The sequence below is a fragment of the Mycobacterium mantenii genome (genome assembly GCF_001667865.1).
In the GTDB taxonomy this organism is placed as follows: Bacteria; Actinomycetota; Actinomycetes; order Mycobacteriales; family Mycobacteriaceae; genus Mycobacterium; species Mycobacterium mantenii_A.
In genome coordinates this window covers 18613-35229 of the sequence record NZ_LZJP01000124.1, presented here as the reverse complement: position 1 = coordinate 35229, position 16617 = coordinate 18613, and the positions used below count along the sequence as shown (strand labels likewise).

Genomic DNA, 16617 nt, shown 5'->3' with positions numbered 1-16617 from the left:
GCGCCACTCCTCGATCCCGGCTGTGCCGGCATCATCGTCGTAGGCGCGGGTCACGGGCGCAGCTCGATCGCCGTTTTGCCGATTCGAATCGGCGTTCCGATTGGAACTCGTACCGCAGTCGTCACCTTCGCCCTGTCAAGGTAAGTGCCGTTGGTCGATCCTAGATCCTCGACGTACCACTCCGAGCCCCGCTGAGACAGCCGGGCGTGCCGCGTCGAGGCGTAGTCGTCGGTGAGCACCAGCGTGGAGTCGTCAGCCCGCCCGATCAACACCGGCTGCCCGCTCAGGGTGATGCGGCCGCCGGCCAGCGCGCCTTCGGTGACCACCAAATAGCGGGCCGCATGCCGGCGCTGACGTGAGGGCAGCAGCGTGCTGCGCAACGCCAACCCGCGTCGCACCATGACAGCACCGGTGGGCGCGTAGATGTCGGTCCGAAGGATTCGCAGCACGGACCAGATGAATACCCACAGCAGCATTAAAAATCCGGCGCGCGTCAGCTGCAGTACCAGTCCCTGCATCTGGCGTCCTTTCCGTCCTAGCGTCGCATCCCTGGTGCCCGTGACTCCGAGCACATCGGCTACGTCACGATACTTGGACGGCGGTCGACACGGGGCGAAGCACGGCAGCGTTAAGCCCAGTGGCTTAGTGGATCCGGACGATGATCTCCGAGTGGCCCAAGCGGATCACGTCGCCGTCGGCCAGCTGCCACTCCTGGATCGGTGCGTTGTTCACCGTGGTGCCGTTGGTCGAGTTCAGATCCGACAGGAGCGCGACCTGCCCGTCCCAGCGGATCTCGAGGTGGCGCCGTGACACGCCGGTGTCGGGCAACCGGAACTGGGCGTCTTGGCCGCGGCCCACGATGTTGGAGCCCTCGCGCAGCTGGTAGGTGCGGCCGCTGCCGTCGTCGAGCTGCAGGGTGATCGTGGTGCCGCCGGCGCCGTAGCCACCCTGGCCGTAGCCGCCGTAGCCACCCGCCTGCTGGCCATAGTCGGCGGGCTGGCCGTAATCGGCCTGCTGACCGTAATCCGCTGACTGTCCGTAATCCGCCTGCTGGCCGTACTCGTACTCGGGGCTGGCGGCCTCGGGGTAGCCACCGGCTTGACCGCCGTACGTGCCGCCCTGCGCGTGCTCCGAGTACTGGGTGTACTCGGAGGAGCCGTAGTCCTGACGGCCGTACCCGCCGCCCTGCTGGTAGCCCTGGTCGTACCCGCCGCCCTGTTCGGGGTATCCGGGTCGCTGCTCTGGCGGGGCGTAACCGCCTTCGTCCTGGCGGGCCGGGCCGCGAGCGTAATCGCCGTATCCGCCGTAGCCCTGCTGACCACCGCCCTGCTGACCGCCGGGCGGGCCGTAGCCGCCACCTTGGCGGTAACCCTGGTCGTAGCCCTGGCCGCCATAGCCTCCGGGTGCGGGCGGCCGCTGTTCATACGACTGCGGGTAGCCGCCCTGTCCCTGCTCGGGATAGCCGCGCTGGTCTTGGTAGCCCTGCTGTGGGGGGTAGCCGCCCTGACCCTGTTGTTCGGGGTAACCCCGCTGGTCCGGGTAGCCGCCCTGTTCGGGATAGCCCTGCTGAGGGGGGTAGCCGCCCTGCTCGGGGTAGCCGCCCTGCTCCGGATGCCGGGGGGGCGGGTAGCCCTGCTGAGGTGGGTAGCCGCCTTGCTCGGGTGGATAGCCACCCCGCTGCTCGGGTGTCCCCTGCGGTTCCGGGCCACCGCGCGCATCGTCCTGCGGGCGCCCGTAGCGGTCGTCGTAGTACTCGTCGCCGGATCGCCCCGGCCCCTGAGCCCCGCGGTAGCCAGAATTGTCAGTCATTGGTGCTACTCCTCGTTCTTCGCCGAACGCATTATTTGATTGTGGCCGGACGGGGTCGTCGACCGTCGGGCGGGGCTCGACATCGGGGTTGACAGCACCACGGGCGCGGTACTGGCCGGTGTGCAGGTTCGACGACTGCTCGAACCGGACGACCACCTCACCATACGTTTGCCACCCCTGTTCGTGGATGTAGTCAGCCAAGTACCTCGCGAAAGCGCTCGACGTGAGATCCGGATCGGTGTCCACCTTCTCGAAGTCGTGCATACCGAGGGTAATGATGTATTCGTTGGGGGCCAAAAGGCGGTTTCCGTGCAGCTTCTGGACTCCGTCACGCGCTTCGCGGCACAGTAGGGCTTCGACCTCTTGCGGAACAATCGATCCACCGAATACCCGCGCGAAGGCATTGTCTACCGTCGCCTCGAGTTTGCGCTCGATCCGCGCGACCAGCCCCCATTGGCTACTCATGTCCTACCGTTCGCATGCACTTGCCATGAGGTATTGCCGCTGGACGGCAAACGAATCACCTCGGTGCTTGATCACTCCCGCATGGTATCGGGACATCGTGTCGCCGCGGCACTTTCGAAATCGTGAGAACCGTATCGCCGCAGGTCAAAGCCGCGCGGACCGACGGGTGCACTCGGTAGACGGCTTCCGGGCCCGCTGCATCGGTTCGGGAATCGGGCCATTAGAGTGATATGGTCCATCGGTTGTTTTTCCGGGCGAGTGGCGGAATGGCAGACGCGCTGGCTTCAGGTGCCAGTGTCCTTCGGGACGTGGGGGTTCAAGTCCCCCTTCGCCCACACTGAGCGGTTCAACGAAAGGTCACGGCCTCGACAGAGGTCGTGACTTTCGTTTTTCAGGGCAGGGCTTTCGCCTGGCTAGGGGTCGGCGAGGAGATAGGTGCCGTGGCCCTCGACGATCGTGCCATCTCTGAAGATCAAGACTTCGTTGACCAGGTTGCCGTTCTGGTTGCGGTAGGTGATGACGATCGTGTCGATTCCCTGATAGACGCCTTCGACGGTGAAGTGGAGATTCGGGGTTCGCGCCAGGGCCTCCGTCCAGTACTGCCGCAGCGCGGCCTTGCCGCGGACCACGCCCTGCGTTTCCGGGAAGAGTCTGGCGGCCACCGGCGAACTGAATACGACGTCGTCATGGAAGTCGGCGAGCACCGCTTCGATGTCGTGTGCGTTCCAATTGCGCGCCCACCGCTCGCTAAACGCGTGCGCATCGACCTTCATGATCGGCACCGTAGCGCCGGTGAGCCGACGACCCTCCGGCGGCGACCCGGACCGTTCACAGTTGGCGTCGAATGTCGAGAAGATGGTGCCGCAGCTCGTGTGCGGTGTGTATCGCGACCCAGCGCAATGACCGCCGGCTGGTCTCGGGGTAGTGATAGACAACCGTGCGATCCCAGTCGCCGTCGGAGAGTCGGGCCAGCACATTGCTGAATAGTGTTGCGGCGTCGGTGAGTTGGCGAGCGACCCCGACGGGGTCCTGCTCGCTGTAGCCGTCGTGCTCGGCGCGCTCCTCGCGACCCATGGATGCGCAGTCGGCGCCATTGACCCGTCGGGCGGCGAGCACCCGTTCGCGTTGCACGAGTAGCACATCTCGCAGATGGCAGGCGTATTCCAGCGGAGACCACGCGTCGGGCCGTGCGCGCCGCCGCACGTCGACGTCGTTACGACACAGAAGCGCAACAATTTCGGCGGCCCCGGCGCGGATGTCGTCGCCGGTAGTCGTGGCTCGCCGCACGTCGTAGGTGAAACCGCATTCCGGGCAGGGGTCTGTCACCGAACCATCATTTCAGACCGGCCCCTGCGCATTCACGCAAAAATGGCCGTCCTTGCGAGGCGATCCGTAGGCATCGGAACACGTTGCGGCCGTATATAAAAGACGGATGCGACGTCGGCCGGGCGGATGCGCACAGCACCGCAGCTAGCCGACTCGAACAGGGCGGCCGTTCACGTCGGGCGCGACCGTTACACAACCCATACCGTCAGCAGCGCGTTCCGTGACACGCAATATTGCAGTGAATTGACCGGTGTGTCCGCGTTAGTACCCTGATGGACAGTTCAGGAGGGGTAGCAAATGCATATCGGCGCGGGTCCTCTATCCGGCGCGAATTCACGCCGCTGCATCCCCGGTGAGATATGTGTCGCTCGCCAGCCATCGACGGTGTCATGGGACTTCCCTATATAGATAAGGATGCGTTGATCGCTGAAGTCGGCGGCGATCCCTGGGCGATCAATGCAAGCCTTCAGGCCGGCAGCCCACTGCAGATTTCCAATCTAGCCGGCGCATTTCATCGCGCGGGGCGATGCACCGCGGAGGCCAACAACGCTTTCGAGCAAGCCCGCACCCGCTTCGAAACTGCCTGGAATCACCATGATGGCGGTCATCCGATCAACGACTCTGAAGAAGTGCAGCGAGTCGTGAAATCCCTTGGGACGCAATCCTTGCAGCTGCCCAAGATCGGTGCGGACCTGGAGGATATCGCTGCGGCGTTGGCCGACGCACAAAAGGCAGGCGCAGCGCGGATCGCTACCTTGGATTCCCAGTTGAAGAACATTTCGGACTTGGTGGTCCAGACCGTCGCCCTGTTGACCAACGACAAGACGCTCAGCGTGGCCGAGCAGGATGCGCTGCATGCCCTCATCGACACCTGCGAGGACGACGCCCTCCGCGACACCAAGGCGGCACTCGCTGCGCTGCAATCGATTCGCAACGGCTATTCCGACGGGCTTCAAAAATCACTGAACAACCTTCATGCCGAGGGGTATGACGGCGCCCCCCTCCATGGCGCCGACGCTGACGGCGTGTCCCCGCCGTCTCCGGCTCAACAGGCCGCATTGGCTGACATCCGCCAAGTCACCAACCAGGCCGTCGTGGACCAAATGGCCAAGGTTCGCGCCGCGCAGGACGCGCTCAACAAAGCCACGGCCGACCTCTACACCCACGGCCCGGGCTCGCCGGAAGGCGAGGCCGCCAGTGCCAAGCTGCCAAAGCTCAAGGCCGATCTAGCCCATGCACTCGACGACCTCGGAAAAATCCCCGACTACAACAGCATTGACCCCGCGTCGATAAATGTCGCCCCCGACGGGCATTTCATGTTCACCTACAACGTCAACGGGCAGTCCGTACAAGCTTTCGGTCAGCTCAATAACGGCACGGGTGAGTTCTTCGACCAAGCCACCGGCACGTACTTCACCTTCAACGGCGGCAAGTTGGCCGGGATGCGAACACCGGATCCCGGGCAGGTAGAAGCGACCTCCGAGCCCCTATTTACTGCGATCACCCTGGCGGTCGGGGCGCCGGAGCTCAAGGCGGGCGGCGAGGCGCTGGTGCAAGGCGTGAAGATGCTGTTCAGCCGCGAAATGTTGGAGGGCCTGACCGCCGACAACGTGTTCCCCCGCGCACTCGCCGGGGCCGAGGAACACTTTCAAGCCGCCGAGCGGAACCTCACCTCGCATGCCCCGCTACCCGGCGCTGGCGGAGAGCCCGTCCCGGGCACCCACCCTCTTGACCCCCCACCGGTCGAGCACGCGCCGTCCGGGCCGCACGGCGACGTGCCCGTCGACCACGCGCCGGCCGGACACCCTGTACCTGCGATGCCCGACAGCCCGGCGCCGGTTGGTGAGCCACCTCCGCCGCTCCCGCACAATCACCCCCTATTCCACGGGTACACGCCAGTCGACCCTGGCCCGGAGTTCACCAACCCCGACGGCAGCCTTTTCTACCCCGATGACACGTTGGCGACGAAGCCGTACGCCGTGCCCGGCACCGTTATCCCGGACGCAAACCTGCCGACGAGCACGGTTCTCGGCCGCTTCGGGCACCCCGGCGGTGCGTATTTGGCTCCTGACGGAACGCCGTTTCCTCAACTTTCATTGCCACCGGAAAGTGCTGCCAAACCCTTCTACCAATACGTGGTACAAGATCCGTCTGCGCTGCCACCGGGCTGGCATATAGAGGAATCGGAAGCAGCGCCTTGGTTCCACCAGCCCGGCGGCGGTCAGCAATACCGAATTATCAAGCCAGACGGCACAAATGGTACTGTGGAGCAGCTGGAACGGTTTGGCGTGGTACGGCGGATACGGTGAAATGGTAAATTTTTCGCGTTTATCAGAGATTTGGTCCGACTGGGCGCCTAAGGCTGGTTTAAAGGGCGTGTCAGTATCGTCAAACTGTGAAGACTGCGCAATCGCATTCAAAGCCGATGATTATGCAGCCCATATCCGCGGCGATAGAAGTCACTGGGCAATCGATATGGTCGATGACCGCGGTCATAGACGAAATGATGTCGCAACATTCACAAGCTTTGACCTGGTTGAAAAGTACCTAGTGTGGGATTGGGCCACGCTTGCCCGCTCCAGTCTGGCGTCTGGCCCATTAGGCACCGACCTCTATAAGTTGGGATACTCTGAGGGAATCGAAGTCAGCGAGTTGGACAAGGGAAATATAGAGCTGTGCATGGATGGTGAATGCGCGATTCTGGTCGTAGGCGATGCGACGATTTTCAGCCATATTATGCACAAGTCGATAGACGAACTGCTGGACATCGCCCAGCAGGGAGGGCTCTAGAGATAATAGTGCTAGAAATAGCTGTCCGATCGAGTGGCCGGACGGTTTCTTTTGGCATCATCCAATTGAGAACGCGACTGCCGCTATGAACGCACCCACCGCGTAATCTCCGGAGTGACCGGATCGGTGATGTCGTCGAATTCGGGATGCTTCTTGAGTACCGTGCCGATCATCGAGCACACCGGCACAATGCGCTTGCCCTCATCTCGCGCCTCGTTGAGCGCCTCCTCGACGAGGATGGTCGCCAGCCCTCGTCCGCCATACGCCGGATCGATTTCGGTGTGGTAGAAGACGCGCTGATCGCCGCGGTCGGCGAAATCGGCCAGCCCCACCGTCTTGCCCTCGACGGCGATCGTGTACTTGCCGTCTTGCAGGCTGACCGTGGCTTCGGCGCCGGTCTTATCGGTTGTCATCTGTGCTTCCCTTTCTTTGTGGTGTAGGCCGGGGCCGCAGCCGAGCGGTCGGCAAAGGCGGGGCGGGCAGCCGGGCGAGCGCTCCCCGGTATCCCTGGACGGCGCCGAATCGGTCGTCGGCGCCCTCCCACAAACGGCGATAGTCGACGATGTCCTCGTGGCTCCGCCCGACGAAGTTCCACCACATCACCAACTCTTCGGCGAACGGTGTGCCGCCGAGCAGCAGTACCCGCGCGGGCCCCTCCCCCGTGTTGTACACGCGCAGCCGGGCATGGCCGGGACTGCGGTAGGCCAATTCGGCTGGCGCCAGCGCCGTCCCGTCCACGTGCACGGACCCGGAATCACAAAGCACACCATGTTCGAAGGAGGGGTCAACATCGAGGTCCAAGGAGGCCCCGACGTCGAGGTCGATCTGGGCCCCTAGCAACGGCGTAAACGTCGGCACTGGGGACCGGCCGCCAGCCAGCCCGCCGAGAAAGACCCGCGCCTCCGCACCGGGCAGTGCCAGGGGCGCGGGCGTGTGATGGGCGAAGTCTCGCCCGGTGTCACGATCGGATCCGGGCAGCGCGACCCAGAGCTGGACACCGTGCAGCGGGCCGCCGGAATCGACCGACACCTCCGAATGGCAGATGCCGGCCCCCGCGGTCATCAAATTCAGCTCGCCGGGCCGAACTGCCGCGTGCACGCCGGCGCTGTCACGGTGTTCCACTTCCCCACCGAACAACCAGCTGACGGTTTGTAGTCCCGTATGGGGGTGCGGCGGGACGTCCATTCTCGCGGCCGTCGGGCCGTAGTGGTCGATGAAGCACCACGCCCCGATGAGCGAGCGCTGTCGCTGCGGAAGGGTGCGCTGCACCCGGATTGCCCTCGGGCCGCCCAGCGGAACCTCACGCGGCCGCAGCACTTCCACCATCTGCGAGGCGTCCAGCTGTTGTGAAGCAGCGCAGGCAACTTCGGCCGGCGCGACTTCAAGGTTGCTCATCGTCCACCCTTCGTCGCCGGGCCCTGATGCGGCGCCGTCAACCGCGACCGTACTCGGCGCACCTACTTGCCCGGGGGCCGCAGCACCTTCATGGCCAGCCTCATGACCGGCTCGGGCACACGATCTTGCATCGACAGGGCGGTGTCGGCGACCCGGGATCGCAGCGGGGTGCCCCGCCCGAACACCCGGTTCAGGGCTCCCCCGGACGGCTCTAGCACGACATGCAGTGGCGGTGTGCCGACCGCGGCACCCAGCGCGTTGGAGATGACCATCCGTTGGATCTCGCTGGTTCCTTCAAAGATGGTGTACAGCTTGGCATCCCGATACCACTTCTCCACCGGATGATCGGTGATGTAACCCCAGCCACCCATGGTCTGGATGGCGCGCTCGGTGGCCTTGACCGCGACTTCGCTGGCGGCCATCTTCGACATAGAGCCCTCGCCGCGTTCGAAGGGAACGTTGTTGGCCGCCATCCAGGAGGCCCGCCAGGTGAGCAGCCGTGCGGCGTCGATCTGGGTGGCCAATTCCGCCAACGGAAAGGCGATGCCCTGGTTGTCGATGATGGGTCCACCGAAGGCCTCGCGCTCGGTGGCATACGCCGTCGCATACTCGAGCGCGGCGCGCGCGATGCCGATGGCCTGCGCGGCGACCATGGGCCGGGTCTGCTCGAAGGTGCCCAATGTGGCTGAACCGGACCGCTTCCCGCCCGCCACGACTTCCCTGGCCTTGGCCAGTTTGTGTTCCAGCTTTTCCTCTCCGCCAAGCAGATTGGCTCCCGGAACGCGCACTCCTTCGAAGAGCAACTCGGCCGTATGAGAGGCCCGACAGCCCAGTTTGTCCAGTTTCCGCAGCAGCTTGAGCCCGGGGGTGCCGCCCGGAACCACGAATAACGCCTGACCGCGATGGCCAAGCTCCTCGTCGACCACCGCGTTGACCACGTGCACATTGGCGATGCCGCCGTTGCCGATCCACATCTTGTGGCCGTCGATGATCCAGTCGTCACCGTCGCGGCGCGCGTGAGTGCGCAGGTTACGCACGTCGCTGCCGCCCTCCGGCTCCGAGATGGCCAGGGCGGCGAGCTTGAGATCTCCTGGTGTGCCGAAACATTCGGGCGCCCACTCCAGCATCTGCTCCGGCAAGGCGGCCTGGCCGATCGCCGACAGTGCCAGCGCCGGCATGACGATGGCCAAGCCGATCCCGGCGCACCCCCAGAACAGCTCCTCCATGAACATCGGTAGGGAGATGCCGGTCGGATCACCGATCAGATCGCGGTAGAACAGCGGGCTGTAGAAACCGCGCTGGGCCGCCTCCTCCAGCACGGCCCACGGGAATTCCTGTCGCTGGTCGTAGTCGAGGGCTACTGGGCGAATTACGGATTCGGCGAACTCGTGCGTGCGCCGGGCCAGGTCGTGTTGTGCTGCCGTCGGGGTCAGGTCGAACGTCATGGGTGCGCCTCTAGGTCGACAGACTGGTCTTGCCGACCCCGACTACCCCGTTGACCGGCTCAGCAAACTGCTGCCCCGGCCTTTGGCGAAATGTCAGGCAGCCGAACGGGGTTTGACTTGCGCCAGCGGCAGGTGCAGCACGACCGCGGCCACCGCGACTGACTCGTGCTCGTGGCGTGCCAGCAGCGCCGCGTTCTCGGGCAGCTGCCGGGCATTGATCTCACCGGCGGCGATACGCCGCAGGACGTCGTGGGCGTGAGCGAGCTGGTCACGTTTGCGGTACTGGCCACCCGGCAGCTTGACGCCGGCCCAGACGCCGTACTCCTCACGATGCGCGATGGCGTGTGCGGCGCAGCGGCGCTGCTGTGCCAGCGGGCAGCGGCGCAGGCATTGGATGCGTGCCTCGGTGGCCGACCGCTCGTATGCGCGCGCCTTCGCGGCGCCGTCACCACCGTCGTCGTCGGGGTAGCCGAACCAAAGTTCCGGGTTGGCTGCGCAGGGGTGTCCCATGTCGGTCTCCTTGTCGAGCGTGAAACGTAGGCAAAAGCGTATACAGAACCAGCCGCCCGACGCAAGGGAAACGTGACAAAAACGTATATACCGATATCGAAGGCGCTGGCTGTGTAATATCCGGCCCATGGCCGGAGCGTGCGGTGACCCGTGAATCGGCCGGCGCGGCCATCCGCGCCTTGCGGGAATCGCGCGATTGGTCGCTGGCCGACCTCGCCGCCGCGACAGGAGTCAGCATCATGGGACTCAGCTTTCTCGAGCGTGGAGCCCGCAAGCCGCACAAAAGCACAGTTCAGAAGATTGAAAATGGCCTAGGCCTGCCGCCGGGCACCTACTCGCGGCTGTTGGTGGCCGCAGATCCGGACGCCGAGCTGGCCCGCCTGATGGCCGCGCAGCCTCCGGCCCCCATGCCCGCGCGGCGCACCGGACCGGTGGTGGTCGACCGGCACAGCGACACAGAAGTGCTGGAAGGCTACGCCGAAGCACAGCTCGATGCCCTCAAATCCGTCATCGATCGATTGCCTGCGACAACATCAAACGAATATGAGACGTATATTCTGTCTGTGATCGCGCAATGCGTGAAGGCCGAGATGCTCGCCGCCAGCTCCTGGCGGGTGGCCGTGAACGCCGGCGCCGACTCGACCGACCGGCTGATGGAGCACCTGCAAGCCTTGGAGGCGACGCGCACGGCGCTGCTGAAGCGGATGCCCAGCAGCCTGAGCGCCCGCTTCGACCGGGCATGCACACAGTCGTCGTTGCCGGAGACCATCATCGCCGCACTAGTCGGCGTCGACGTCGACGAGATGTGGGACATCCGCAATCGGGGGGTGATCGCGCCGGGTGCTCTCCCCCGCGTACGTGCCTTCACCGATGCGTTCGAGTCGGGCCGACAAGGCGCGGCCCAGGACGGCGAGGGGGCATCGTGAGTCAAAGCGAAGTCGAAGCATTGAGCCGTGCCCACCAGCTATTCGCCGGCAGCACCCAGCCGTCGTCCCTCATCGCGGACACCGCGCATTACCGCGACGTGTTGCAGCGAGCCGCCCGGCTGAGCAGCAAGCTCGCGCACGGCGGATACCAACTGGCGGTGAACCAGAGCCGGCAACGCCTCGCGGCGGCCGCCGACACCGACACCGCGGCCACCGACATCATCGCCGGCGCGCATCGCGAGCGAGCACAGGCCAGCGACCTGACCCGAAGCGTCCTGGATGTGGCCCGCGCGGATGCCGCCACGATGCCGGCGACACCACTGGCGCAGCGGGAGGCGATGCGGCGCCGCGCAACTCGCCTGCGTACCCAGCGGGCGCACGTGTTGTCGGCGCGTCTGCGCGCCCGACGTCGCCACGCGGAACTGGTGGCCTTGCGCTATCGGCTCCGGCACGACCGCCGGCTCGGACTATCAGGACTGCGGGGCCTACCGAACGACCGCGCCGCTCTGGCGGTGCGCGCCGCACTGTCCCGCCTGGGCCGACCGTATGTATGGGGCGCGACTGGTCCCGACCAGTTCGACTGTTCGGGCCTGGTGCAGTGGAGCTACGCGCAGGCCGGTATTCACTTGGATCGCACCACCTATCAGCAGATCAACGACGGGATCCCGGTGCCCCGCTCGCAGGTGCGGCCAGGGGATCTGGTGTTTCCGCACGCCGGCCATGTGCAGCTGGCCATCGGGAACAACCTCGTGGTCGAAGCGCCCTACTCGGGTGCCACGGTGCGAATAAGCCGCCTGGGGAACAACATTGCGATCCGTCGACCGATATGACCAGCCAAGACCGCCCGGCAATGCGGGCACGACGAGAAGGGTGAGCCGATGCCGGAACAACCCGGACCTTCGTTAGAGGCCGTCGAGGCGCGTCGGTCGGCGCTGGCGAATCAGCACGGCGCCGCGTCGGAAGCCGACCGTGTGCTGAACGAAGTGCTGACCAGCGCTCACGAGGCGGCGCGCGAGAGTGTCAGGCGACTGGATTCCATCGCCGAGCAGATCGACCGCGCGACCGTGAACCAGGCGGATCTTGCCCTCGATACGCCCATGGGGGCGCGCGAGTTTCAGAAATTCCTCATGGCCAAGCAACGTGAGATCGCGTCGGTAGTGGCTCAGGCCCGCGAATTCGATCACGCGAAAAAGGCTGTGTTGCAGAGCCTTCGAGCCCAGTACGCCACCGGTAGCGGCTAGCCGGAACTAGTCCACACCGTGCAAACCAGTGAATTGTCGGCAGCTATGCGCCTGAGTACAGTCGCCGGGCATGGAGGGCTCGCGCCATTTCTCGCAGCAGCGTCCACGCAGGCTGCGGCGCCGCCTGCCACTCTGATGTCGGCGTATGACGACCTGCTTGCCGCGGTCAAATACGTCCGAGACCGCACCGGTGATCCGAACGCGTGGCAGGCGGGGTTGGCGCCGACCGAGATCAACGCCGTGATCACCCCCGCCACCCGACCCGAACAACTCGAGGCGATCCTGAGCAAGATCCGCCAACAGCACCCGGGCGTCTTCGGAGCCGCAACAACGGCCGACCCGCCGGCGAGGCACCCGTCCGCCGAAACCGCGCCGCCGCCCGATGACGAGACCGGTGCTGCGGCGGACGCCATCGCCAACGCTGAAGCGGCTCTCGCGCAACAGAACTCGGCGAGTTCGCAGCTGGACATGCAGGTCGTCTCGGCGATCCTGAACGCCCACCTGCGTGCGGTCGACGGCAGGGAAGCCCTCACCAAACTGCAACACGAAACCGAAGCCGCGGTACGGAGCAGATCGGACCTCGATACCCCGGCGGGCGCACGCGATTTCCAGCGGTTCCTCATCGGCAAGCTGCGAGACATTCGCGCGGTCGTCCTCGGCGCCAGCCTGGATGACACGTCGAAGTCAGCGCTGATGGCGGCCTGGACGTCGTTGTACGACGCCTCCAAAGGCGAACAGGATCCCCACGGTGAACAGCCGCGAGCCGCGGTGCCCGTCGGTGATACACCCGCGGTCGACGCGACCGACGATCTCGACACCGAATGGGATCCGTTGCTGGACTCCTTATTGGCCGGCGACGACGAACTGCTCTCGGGGGAGGCGTCCGGGCCCGATCCGATCGCGAGCGCCGCAGTGCCGCCCCCGCTGCCACCCCCGATGGCGCCCGCGATGCCCAGCTTTGGTGGCGGTTCACTTCCGGGACTTGGCTCCACCGGCGGCTGGGAAGCGCCCGGCGGCCTTCCGCTCGCCGGACTGCAAGGTGGCGACGGGACCGATCCCGCTGTCGAAGAGCTGGCCGACGAGGAGCTGCCGGACGCCCAAGACCAGGACCCGGGTGCACACGACGCTGCGACCGAGGCCGGCGACGGGCCCACCGACCAGCAGGGCACACCCGACGAGCCGGCTGCCGGACCGACACCGGTGAGCTTGCCCGACGGGGAAACGGTGACCGCGGCCAGCCCACAATTGGCAGCGGCGATCACGGCCGCCATCGGCGGCACCCCGATAGCGGAGGCCTTCCAACAGCAAGGCATGACGATTCCCCCACCGGGAACCGCGGTTCCCAACCCCGTCGATTCCGTGCGGTTGACTCCCGGCGATATCGGTATGTTCACCGATCGACATGCGCTCGCCCTCGGTCCCGGCAAGGCGCTTCTCGACGGCCAAATTCAACACATCGCCACCGTGAGTGGGCCGAGCTTCCTAGGCTGGGAGCATCCGCCGGCGGCGACCGCGGCAGTGACGACGCCGGCCAAGCCTGACCCACCGACACCTACCCGGCCGGCGACCTCGTCGACCACCTGACAGAAACGAACTCGCCGGCAAAACCGGCGGGAGTAAACGGGAGAAGCGGATGGCAGATTCGATTCATGTAGTGCCTGCGCACCTGCGTCAGGCTGCCGCGCATCATCAGGACACCTCGGAGTATTTGCGTACCGTTCCGTCGTCGCACGCCGCCATCCAAGAAAGCCTCGATTCGCTAGGGCCGATCTTCAGTGAATTGCGCGACGCGGGTCGTGAGCTGCTGGAGCTTCGACGTCAGTGTTATGAGCAGCAAGCTGCTGACCACGCTGATCTGGCCGACAAACTGACTGTTTCGGCGACGATGTGGGAACAGCACGAGCAGGAGGCGGCAGGTAAGTTCGGCGACATCGTCGACCGCGGTCGATGACCGACGCGAATCCCGCTTTTGACACTGTTCACCCGAGTGGACACATCCTTGTCCGCTCTTGCCGCGGCGGTTATATGCACAGCGTCGCGCTGAGCGAAGAGGCAATGGACACCGATGCCGAGACGCTGGCGCAGGGCATCCTGCTGACCGCCGACGTGTCGTGCCTCAAAGCGTTGCTGGAAATTCGCGATGAGATCGTCGCGGCCGGGCACACCCCTTCCGCGGAGGTCCCGAGCCCCCGCGATCTGGATGCGGCCATTGAGAAGTTGCTGGCGCACAAATTGCGCCGACGTAACGGCGCGCGGTAGCCGAATCTCAGGCCAGCTGCCGGCCTAGCGCAGCCACGGCTTGGCAACGTTGGGATCGGGAGCGATTCCGGTCGGTGGTTCTACCGGATTGGGGCCGAACAACTCTCGCGCGCGGGCGAGCAAGGTGCGCACCTCGTCGAGTTGCTGCTGCAGTGCAGAATCAGCCATGTCCTCACGCTACCCAGGGCCTTGCGACCGCACAATTCACTGACCGCACAAGCCGCCCGCCAGGCCCCGGTACGCTTAGCCGGTGGCGGTCTTCGGTCGGATGTCGGCGCGCCAGCGCCTCCGGAGAGCTACCCGGGAATCACTGGCGACGCCGGCTTTCAGCTCCCCTATCGACTGCACCCCGTGGGTGACAGGCGGGTTGTGGCCTGCCGAATTGTCGACGGTCACGGGCGAAACTGCCACCCTCGCTGAGTATCTCAAGGCCGACCTGGAGCGAATCGCTCACGCGGCCAATGATCAGTTGAAGTTGCTCAAGCGAGCGGGGATGACCGACCTCTCCCGCCAGGCGGCGGAGGCGCGCGTCATCGACGAGGCCCGCGGCCGCGCCGTGCGCCGAGTCGAATCGACGATTCGTTACCTGCATGCGGTACAAAGCGGCGCCAAAGCACCCCCTGCTCCCCCACCGAGGGTCGAGCCGTCCAAGGCCGACCTGGAAAAAACGCAGGTGCTGCCCGCAATCCGCGAGGTCAAGCCCATCGCCGAAGCTCCCGCACCGAGCGCATCCACGCCATCCCCACGTCCGGGCAGGAGGCGTCGTCGCCGAGCGTCCGCGCTCGAACCGGTCGCCGAGATCGGCACACCGCAGGCACCCTCACAGGAGGCTCCTGCCGACGGCCCCACCCCTAGCAGCGCCGATGTGTCACACCTGGACCAGACACAAGTCATCCCGGTGGTCCGGGCCGAGCCCGTTTCGTCTGCGCCCGAGGCGGCTCCGGATCAAGCCGATTCCGGTCGCCACCACGCGGTCGTCGGGCCGGCCGCCGGCGAGGACGAGGGGGCCGCCGCTGAGGACGAGCACGCCGCCGCCGAGGACGAGCACGCCGCCGCCGAGGACGAGCTCGCCGCCGCCGAGGGGTCCCCTCTCGAGGAGACGCAGGTCATTCCGGTGGTCAGCCGGGCGATGTTCGAGGCGCCGACGCAGGAGTCGACGCCCGATCAGGCCGACTCCGGTCGTCACCACGTGGTCGTCGACGAGCCGGTCGCCGGCGAGGCCGAGCCGCCGGTGGTCCCGCAGGAAGCCGTGGCCGACGCCGCCCCCGCTGACGCCACCCCCGCCGCGGCCGAAACCGACACCGCCGCCTTCCCCGCCGCCCAGACGCGCAGCGAAAAGCCATCGACCACAACAGGATTCGAAAACGCACGGCTGAACAGGCTGCTCGAATTCGTGGTCCGGCAGGAGCCGCGCCTGAATTGGGCGATCGGCGATCGCTCCGACGGCACGACGGTACTGGTCACCGATCTGGCGCACGGATGGATACCGTCAGGCATCACCCTGCCGGCCGGCGTGCGCCTGCTGGAACCCGAGCATCGCAGCGGCAGGGTCGCCGCACTGATCGGCGAAACGGTGCGCGTCGTCACTTACGCTCCCGGTGATTCGTTGCATCGCTCGGTGGACTTCGCCGCCACCACGTCGTCGGTCGAGCCCCGCGCCCTGCCCGCCATCGAGGATTTGGCGAGCGTGCTGAATGCGGCCGCACGTGGGCGTGACGATCTGCCCAAGATCGTGCCGAGGCTGGCACAAGCCGCCGCCGCGGGAACGGTTGTGGTCGACCAGGAGGTCGACGTGCTGCGGGTCCATCTCGATACCGCGCGCTACCAGCTGCTCGTTCAGTATCCGAACATCAATCCCGCGCTCCTGCTCAAGTGCCTGTTGATGGCCGCCACCGAGGGCATCGCCAGCGGAGACGCGGTGTCGGCGAACTATCACCTCGCCTGGTATCAAAAGCTCGCCGGGTGAGCGCCCAACAAGTTGCGCGCAAACCCCCTCGCGTCTGAATTGACGCTGGTCGGAGGGGTCGACGATACTGTCATGGTGGCGGGTTCGGGCAGTCGCGCGAATCTCAGCGAGAAGGATCTCGTCGAATCGGTTCTTCGGGAACTGAGCGAGGCGGCCGACAAGTGGGAAGCCCTTGTGGCGCAGGCCGAGGCCGTCACCTACAGCGTCGACCTGGGCGATATTCACGCGGTGGCGAATTCCGACGGCCGGTTGCTGAAACTGACTTTGCATCCCGGGGTGATGACCGGATACGGCCACGGCGAGCTGGCCGAAAGACTGAACCTCGCGATCACCGCGCTGCGCGAGGAGGCCGAGGCCGAGAACCGGGCGAGCTACGGCGGCCCGCTGCACTGACGGACGCGTTTTACGCGCTCATCGACCGGCGCTTGGGTCTGATTGGCCCCGGCTCTCTTCGCGTGTTTCACGCGCTCATCGACCGGCGCTTG

The 16617-nt window shown here is 65.8% G+C and carries 19 protein-coding genes and 1 tRNA gene; 11 read left to right on the top strand and 9 right to left on the bottom strand.

The window, feature by feature from the left end; all coding sequences use genetic code 11:
• Positions 1-50 precede the first annotated feature (50 nt).
• Both A5688_RS23545 and A5688_RS23540 read right to left on the bottom strand, forming a co-directional pair.
• Positions 51-518 (bottom strand): FHA domain-containing protein FhaB/FipA, encoded by a 468-nt coding sequence (locus A5688_RS23545; protein WP_007771646.1) that lies wholly within the window; start codon positions 516-518, stop codon positions 51-53.
• Between the two features lie 124 nt (positions 519-642).
• Positions 643-2274 (bottom strand): DUF3662 and FHA domain-containing protein, encoded by a 1632-nt coding sequence (locus tag A5688_RS23540; protein WP_067838330.1) that lies wholly within the window; start codon positions 2272-2274, stop codon positions 643-645.
• A 252-nt stretch (positions 2275-2526) separates the two neighbouring features.
• Between A5688_RS23540 and A5688_RS23535 the strand changes: the two genes are divergently transcribed.
• A tRNA-Leu gene (locus tag A5688_RS23535) sits at positions 2527-2609 on the top strand.
• 78 nt (positions 2610-2687) lie between these two features.
• Here the strand turns inward: A5688_RS23535 and A5688_RS23530 are convergent.
• Positions 2688-3047 carry a nuclear transport factor 2 family protein gene (locus A5688_RS23530; protein WP_067838352.1) on the bottom strand — a complete coding sequence of 120 codons (360 nt, stop codon included), beginning with the start codon at positions 3045-3047 and terminating at the stop codon, positions 2688-2690.
• Positions 3048-3102: 55 nt separating this feature from the next.
• On the bottom strand, positions 3103-3600 hold the full coding sequence (locus A5688_RS23525) for a DinB family protein (protein WP_082951337.1): 498 nt from the start codon (positions 3598-3600) through the stop codon (positions 3103-3105).
• A gap of 389 nt (positions 3601-3989) precedes the next feature.
• On the opposite strand from A5688_RS23525, the gene A5688_RS23520 reads away from it, so the two are divergent.
• On the top strand, positions 3990-5909 hold the full coding sequence (locus A5688_RS23520) for a TNT domain-containing protein (protein ID WP_067914805.1): 1920 nt from the start codon (positions 3990-3992) through the stop codon (positions 5907-5909).
• Between the two features lies 1 nt (position 5910).
• Entirely contained in the window at positions 5911-6390 is a 480-nt protein-coding gene (locus A5688_RS28255; protein WP_242660412.1) for a hypothetical protein, read from the top strand.
• Positions 6391-6473: 83 nt separating this feature from the next.
• Here the strand turns inward: A5688_RS28255 and A5688_RS23510 are convergent, their stop codons facing one another.
• From A5688_RS23510 to A5688_RS23495, 4 genes are all read right to left on the bottom strand, one after another.
• Complete coding sequence (locus tag A5688_RS23510) at positions 6474-6803, bottom strand: GNAT family N-acetyltransferase (RefSeq protein ID WP_067838328.1); 330 nt, start codon at positions 6801-6803, stop codon at positions 6474-6476.
• Positions 6790-7785 (bottom strand): pirin family protein, encoded by a 996-nt coding sequence (locus A5688_RS23505; protein ID WP_067838325.1) that lies wholly within the window; start codon positions 7783-7785, stop codon positions 6790-6792. Before A5688_RS23505 ends, A5688_RS23510 begins: the two co-directional genes overlap by 14 nt.
• A 62-nt stretch (positions 7786-7847) precedes the next feature.
• A complete protein-coding gene (locus A5688_RS23500) occupies positions 7848-9230 on the bottom strand; it encodes an acyl-CoA dehydrogenase family protein (RefSeq protein ID WP_067838322.1) in 1383 nt (460 codons plus the stop codon).
• A 93-nt stretch (positions 9231-9323) separates the two neighbouring features.
• Complete coding sequence (locus A5688_RS23495) at positions 9324-9740, bottom strand: WhiB family transcriptional regulator (protein ID WP_067838319.1); 417 nt, start codon at positions 9738-9740, stop codon at positions 9324-9326.
• Positions 9741-9883: 143 nt separating this feature from the next.
• Here A5688_RS23495 and A5688_RS23490 point away from each other — a divergent pair, with 143 nt between their 5' ends.
• The 6 genes from A5688_RS23490 (at position 9884) to A5688_RS23465 (ending at position 14166) form a co-directional block, all read left to right on the top strand.
• Positions 9884-10666, top strand: coding sequence for a helix-turn-helix domain-containing protein (locus A5688_RS23490; RefSeq protein ID WP_067838317.1), 783 nt, complete (start codon positions 9884-9886; stop codon positions 10664-10666).
• Positions 10663-11496 (top strand): C40 family peptidase, encoded by an 834-nt coding sequence (locus A5688_RS23485; RefSeq protein ID WP_067838314.1) that lies wholly within the window; start codon positions 10663-10665, stop codon positions 11494-11496. Before A5688_RS23490 ends, A5688_RS23485 begins: the two co-directional genes overlap by 4 nt.
• 48 nt (positions 11497-11544) lie before the next feature.
• Positions 11545-11907: a DUF4226 domain-containing protein gene (locus A5688_RS23480; protein ID WP_067838310.1), complete on the top strand. Its 363-nt coding sequence runs from the start codon at positions 11545-11547 to the stop codon at positions 11905-11907.
• Positions 11908-12042: 135 nt separating this feature from the next.
• A complete protein-coding gene (locus A5688_RS23475) occupies positions 12043-13491 on the top strand; it encodes a DUF4226 domain-containing protein (RefSeq protein ID WP_067838306.1) in 1449 nt (482 codons plus the stop codon).
• A gap of 49 nt (positions 13492-13540) precedes the next feature.
• Positions 13541-13858: an ESX-1 secretion-associated protein gene (locus A5688_RS23470; protein WP_007771671.1), complete on the top strand. Its 318-nt coding sequence runs from the start codon at positions 13541-13543 to the stop codon at positions 13856-13858.
• Positions 13855-14166 carry a DUF2694 family protein gene (locus tag A5688_RS23465; RefSeq protein WP_067838303.1) on the top strand — a complete coding sequence of 104 codons (312 nt, stop codon included), beginning with the start codon at positions 13855-13857 and terminating at the stop codon, positions 14164-14166. Before A5688_RS23470 ends, A5688_RS23465 begins: the two co-directional genes overlap by 4 nt.
• 24 nt (positions 14167-14190) lie before the next feature.
• Here A5688_RS23465 and A5688_RS27845 read toward each other — a convergent pair whose 3' ends face one another.
• Positions 14191-14334, bottom strand: a complete 144-nt coding sequence (locus A5688_RS27845; protein ID WP_165606973.1) for a hypothetical protein — start codon at positions 14332-14334, stop codon at positions 14191-14193.
• 82 nt (positions 14335-14416) lie between these two features.
• On the opposite strand from A5688_RS27845, the gene A5688_RS23460 reads away from it, so the two are divergent.
• Positions 14417-16132, top strand: a complete 1716-nt coding sequence (locus tag A5688_RS23460) for a DUF5631 domain-containing protein (protein ID WP_068268292.1) — start codon at positions 14417-14419, stop codon at positions 16130-16132.
• Positions 16133-16204: 72 nt separating this feature from the next.
• On the top strand, positions 16205-16525 hold the full coding sequence (locus A5688_RS23455) for a DUF2710 family protein (protein ID WP_064953503.1): 321 nt from the start codon (positions 16205-16207) through the stop codon (positions 16523-16525).
• Positions 16526-16617: the final 92 nt, after the last annotated feature.

Bases quoted from the DNA above. Each gene is read 5' to 3' on its own strand.
- A5688_RS23545 (WP_007771646.1), bottom strand. From the start codon at position 518: ATGCAGGGACTGGTACTGCAGCTGACGCGCGCCGGATTTTTAATGCTG.
- A5688_RS23540 (WP_067838330.1), bottom strand. From the start codon at position 2,274: ATGAGTAGCCAATGGGGGCTGGTCGCGCGGATCGAGCGCAAACTCGAG.
- A5688_RS23530 (WP_067838352.1), bottom strand. From the start codon at position 3,047: ATGAAGGTCGATGCGCACGCGTTTAGCGAGCGGTGGGCGCGCAATTGG.
- A5688_RS23520 (WP_067914805.1), top strand. From the start codon at position 3,990: ATGGGACTTCCCTATATAGATAAGGATGCGTTGATCGCTGAAGTCGGC.
- A5688_RS28255 (WP_242660412.1), top strand. From the start codon at position 5,911: ATGGTAAATTTTTCGCGTTTATCAGAGATTTGGTCCGACTGGGCGCCT.
- A5688_RS23510 (WP_067838328.1), bottom strand. From the start codon at position 6,803: ATGACAACCGATAAGACCGGCGCCGAAGCCACGGTCAGCCTGCAAGAC.
- A5688_RS23505 (WP_067838325.1), bottom strand. From the start codon at position 7,785: ATGAGCAACCTTGAAGTCGCGCCGGCCGAAGTTGCCTGCGCTGCTTCA.
- A5688_RS23500 (WP_067838322.1), bottom strand. From the start codon at position 9,230: ATGACGTTCGACCTGACCCCGACGGCAGCACAACACGACCTGGCCCGG.
- A5688_RS23495 (WP_067838319.1), bottom strand. From the start codon at position 9,740: ATGGGACACCCCTGCGCAGCCAACCCGGAACTTTGGTTCGGCTACCCC.
- A5688_RS23480 (WP_067838310.1), top strand. From the start codon at position 11,545: ATGCCGGAACAACCCGGACCTTCGTTAGAGGCCGTCGAGGCGCGTCGG.
- A5688_RS23475 (WP_067838306.1), top strand. From the start codon at position 12,043: ATGTCGGCGTATGACGACCTGCTTGCCGCGGTCAAATACGTCCGAGAC.
- A5688_RS23470 (WP_007771671.1), top strand. From the start codon at position 13,541: ATGGCAGATTCGATTCATGTAGTGCCTGCGCACCTGCGTCAGGCTGCC.
- A5688_RS23465 (WP_067838303.1), top strand. From the start codon at position 13,855: ATGACCGACGCGAATCCCGCTTTTGACACTGTTCACCCGAGTGGACAC.
- A5688_RS27845 (WP_165606973.1), bottom strand. From the start codon at position 14,334: ATGGCTGATTCTGCACTGCAGCAGCAACTCGACGAGGTGCGCACCTTG.
- A5688_RS23455 (WP_064953503.1), top strand. From the start codon at position 16,205: ATGGTGGCGGGTTCGGGCAGTCGCGCGAATCTCAGCGAGAAGGATCTC.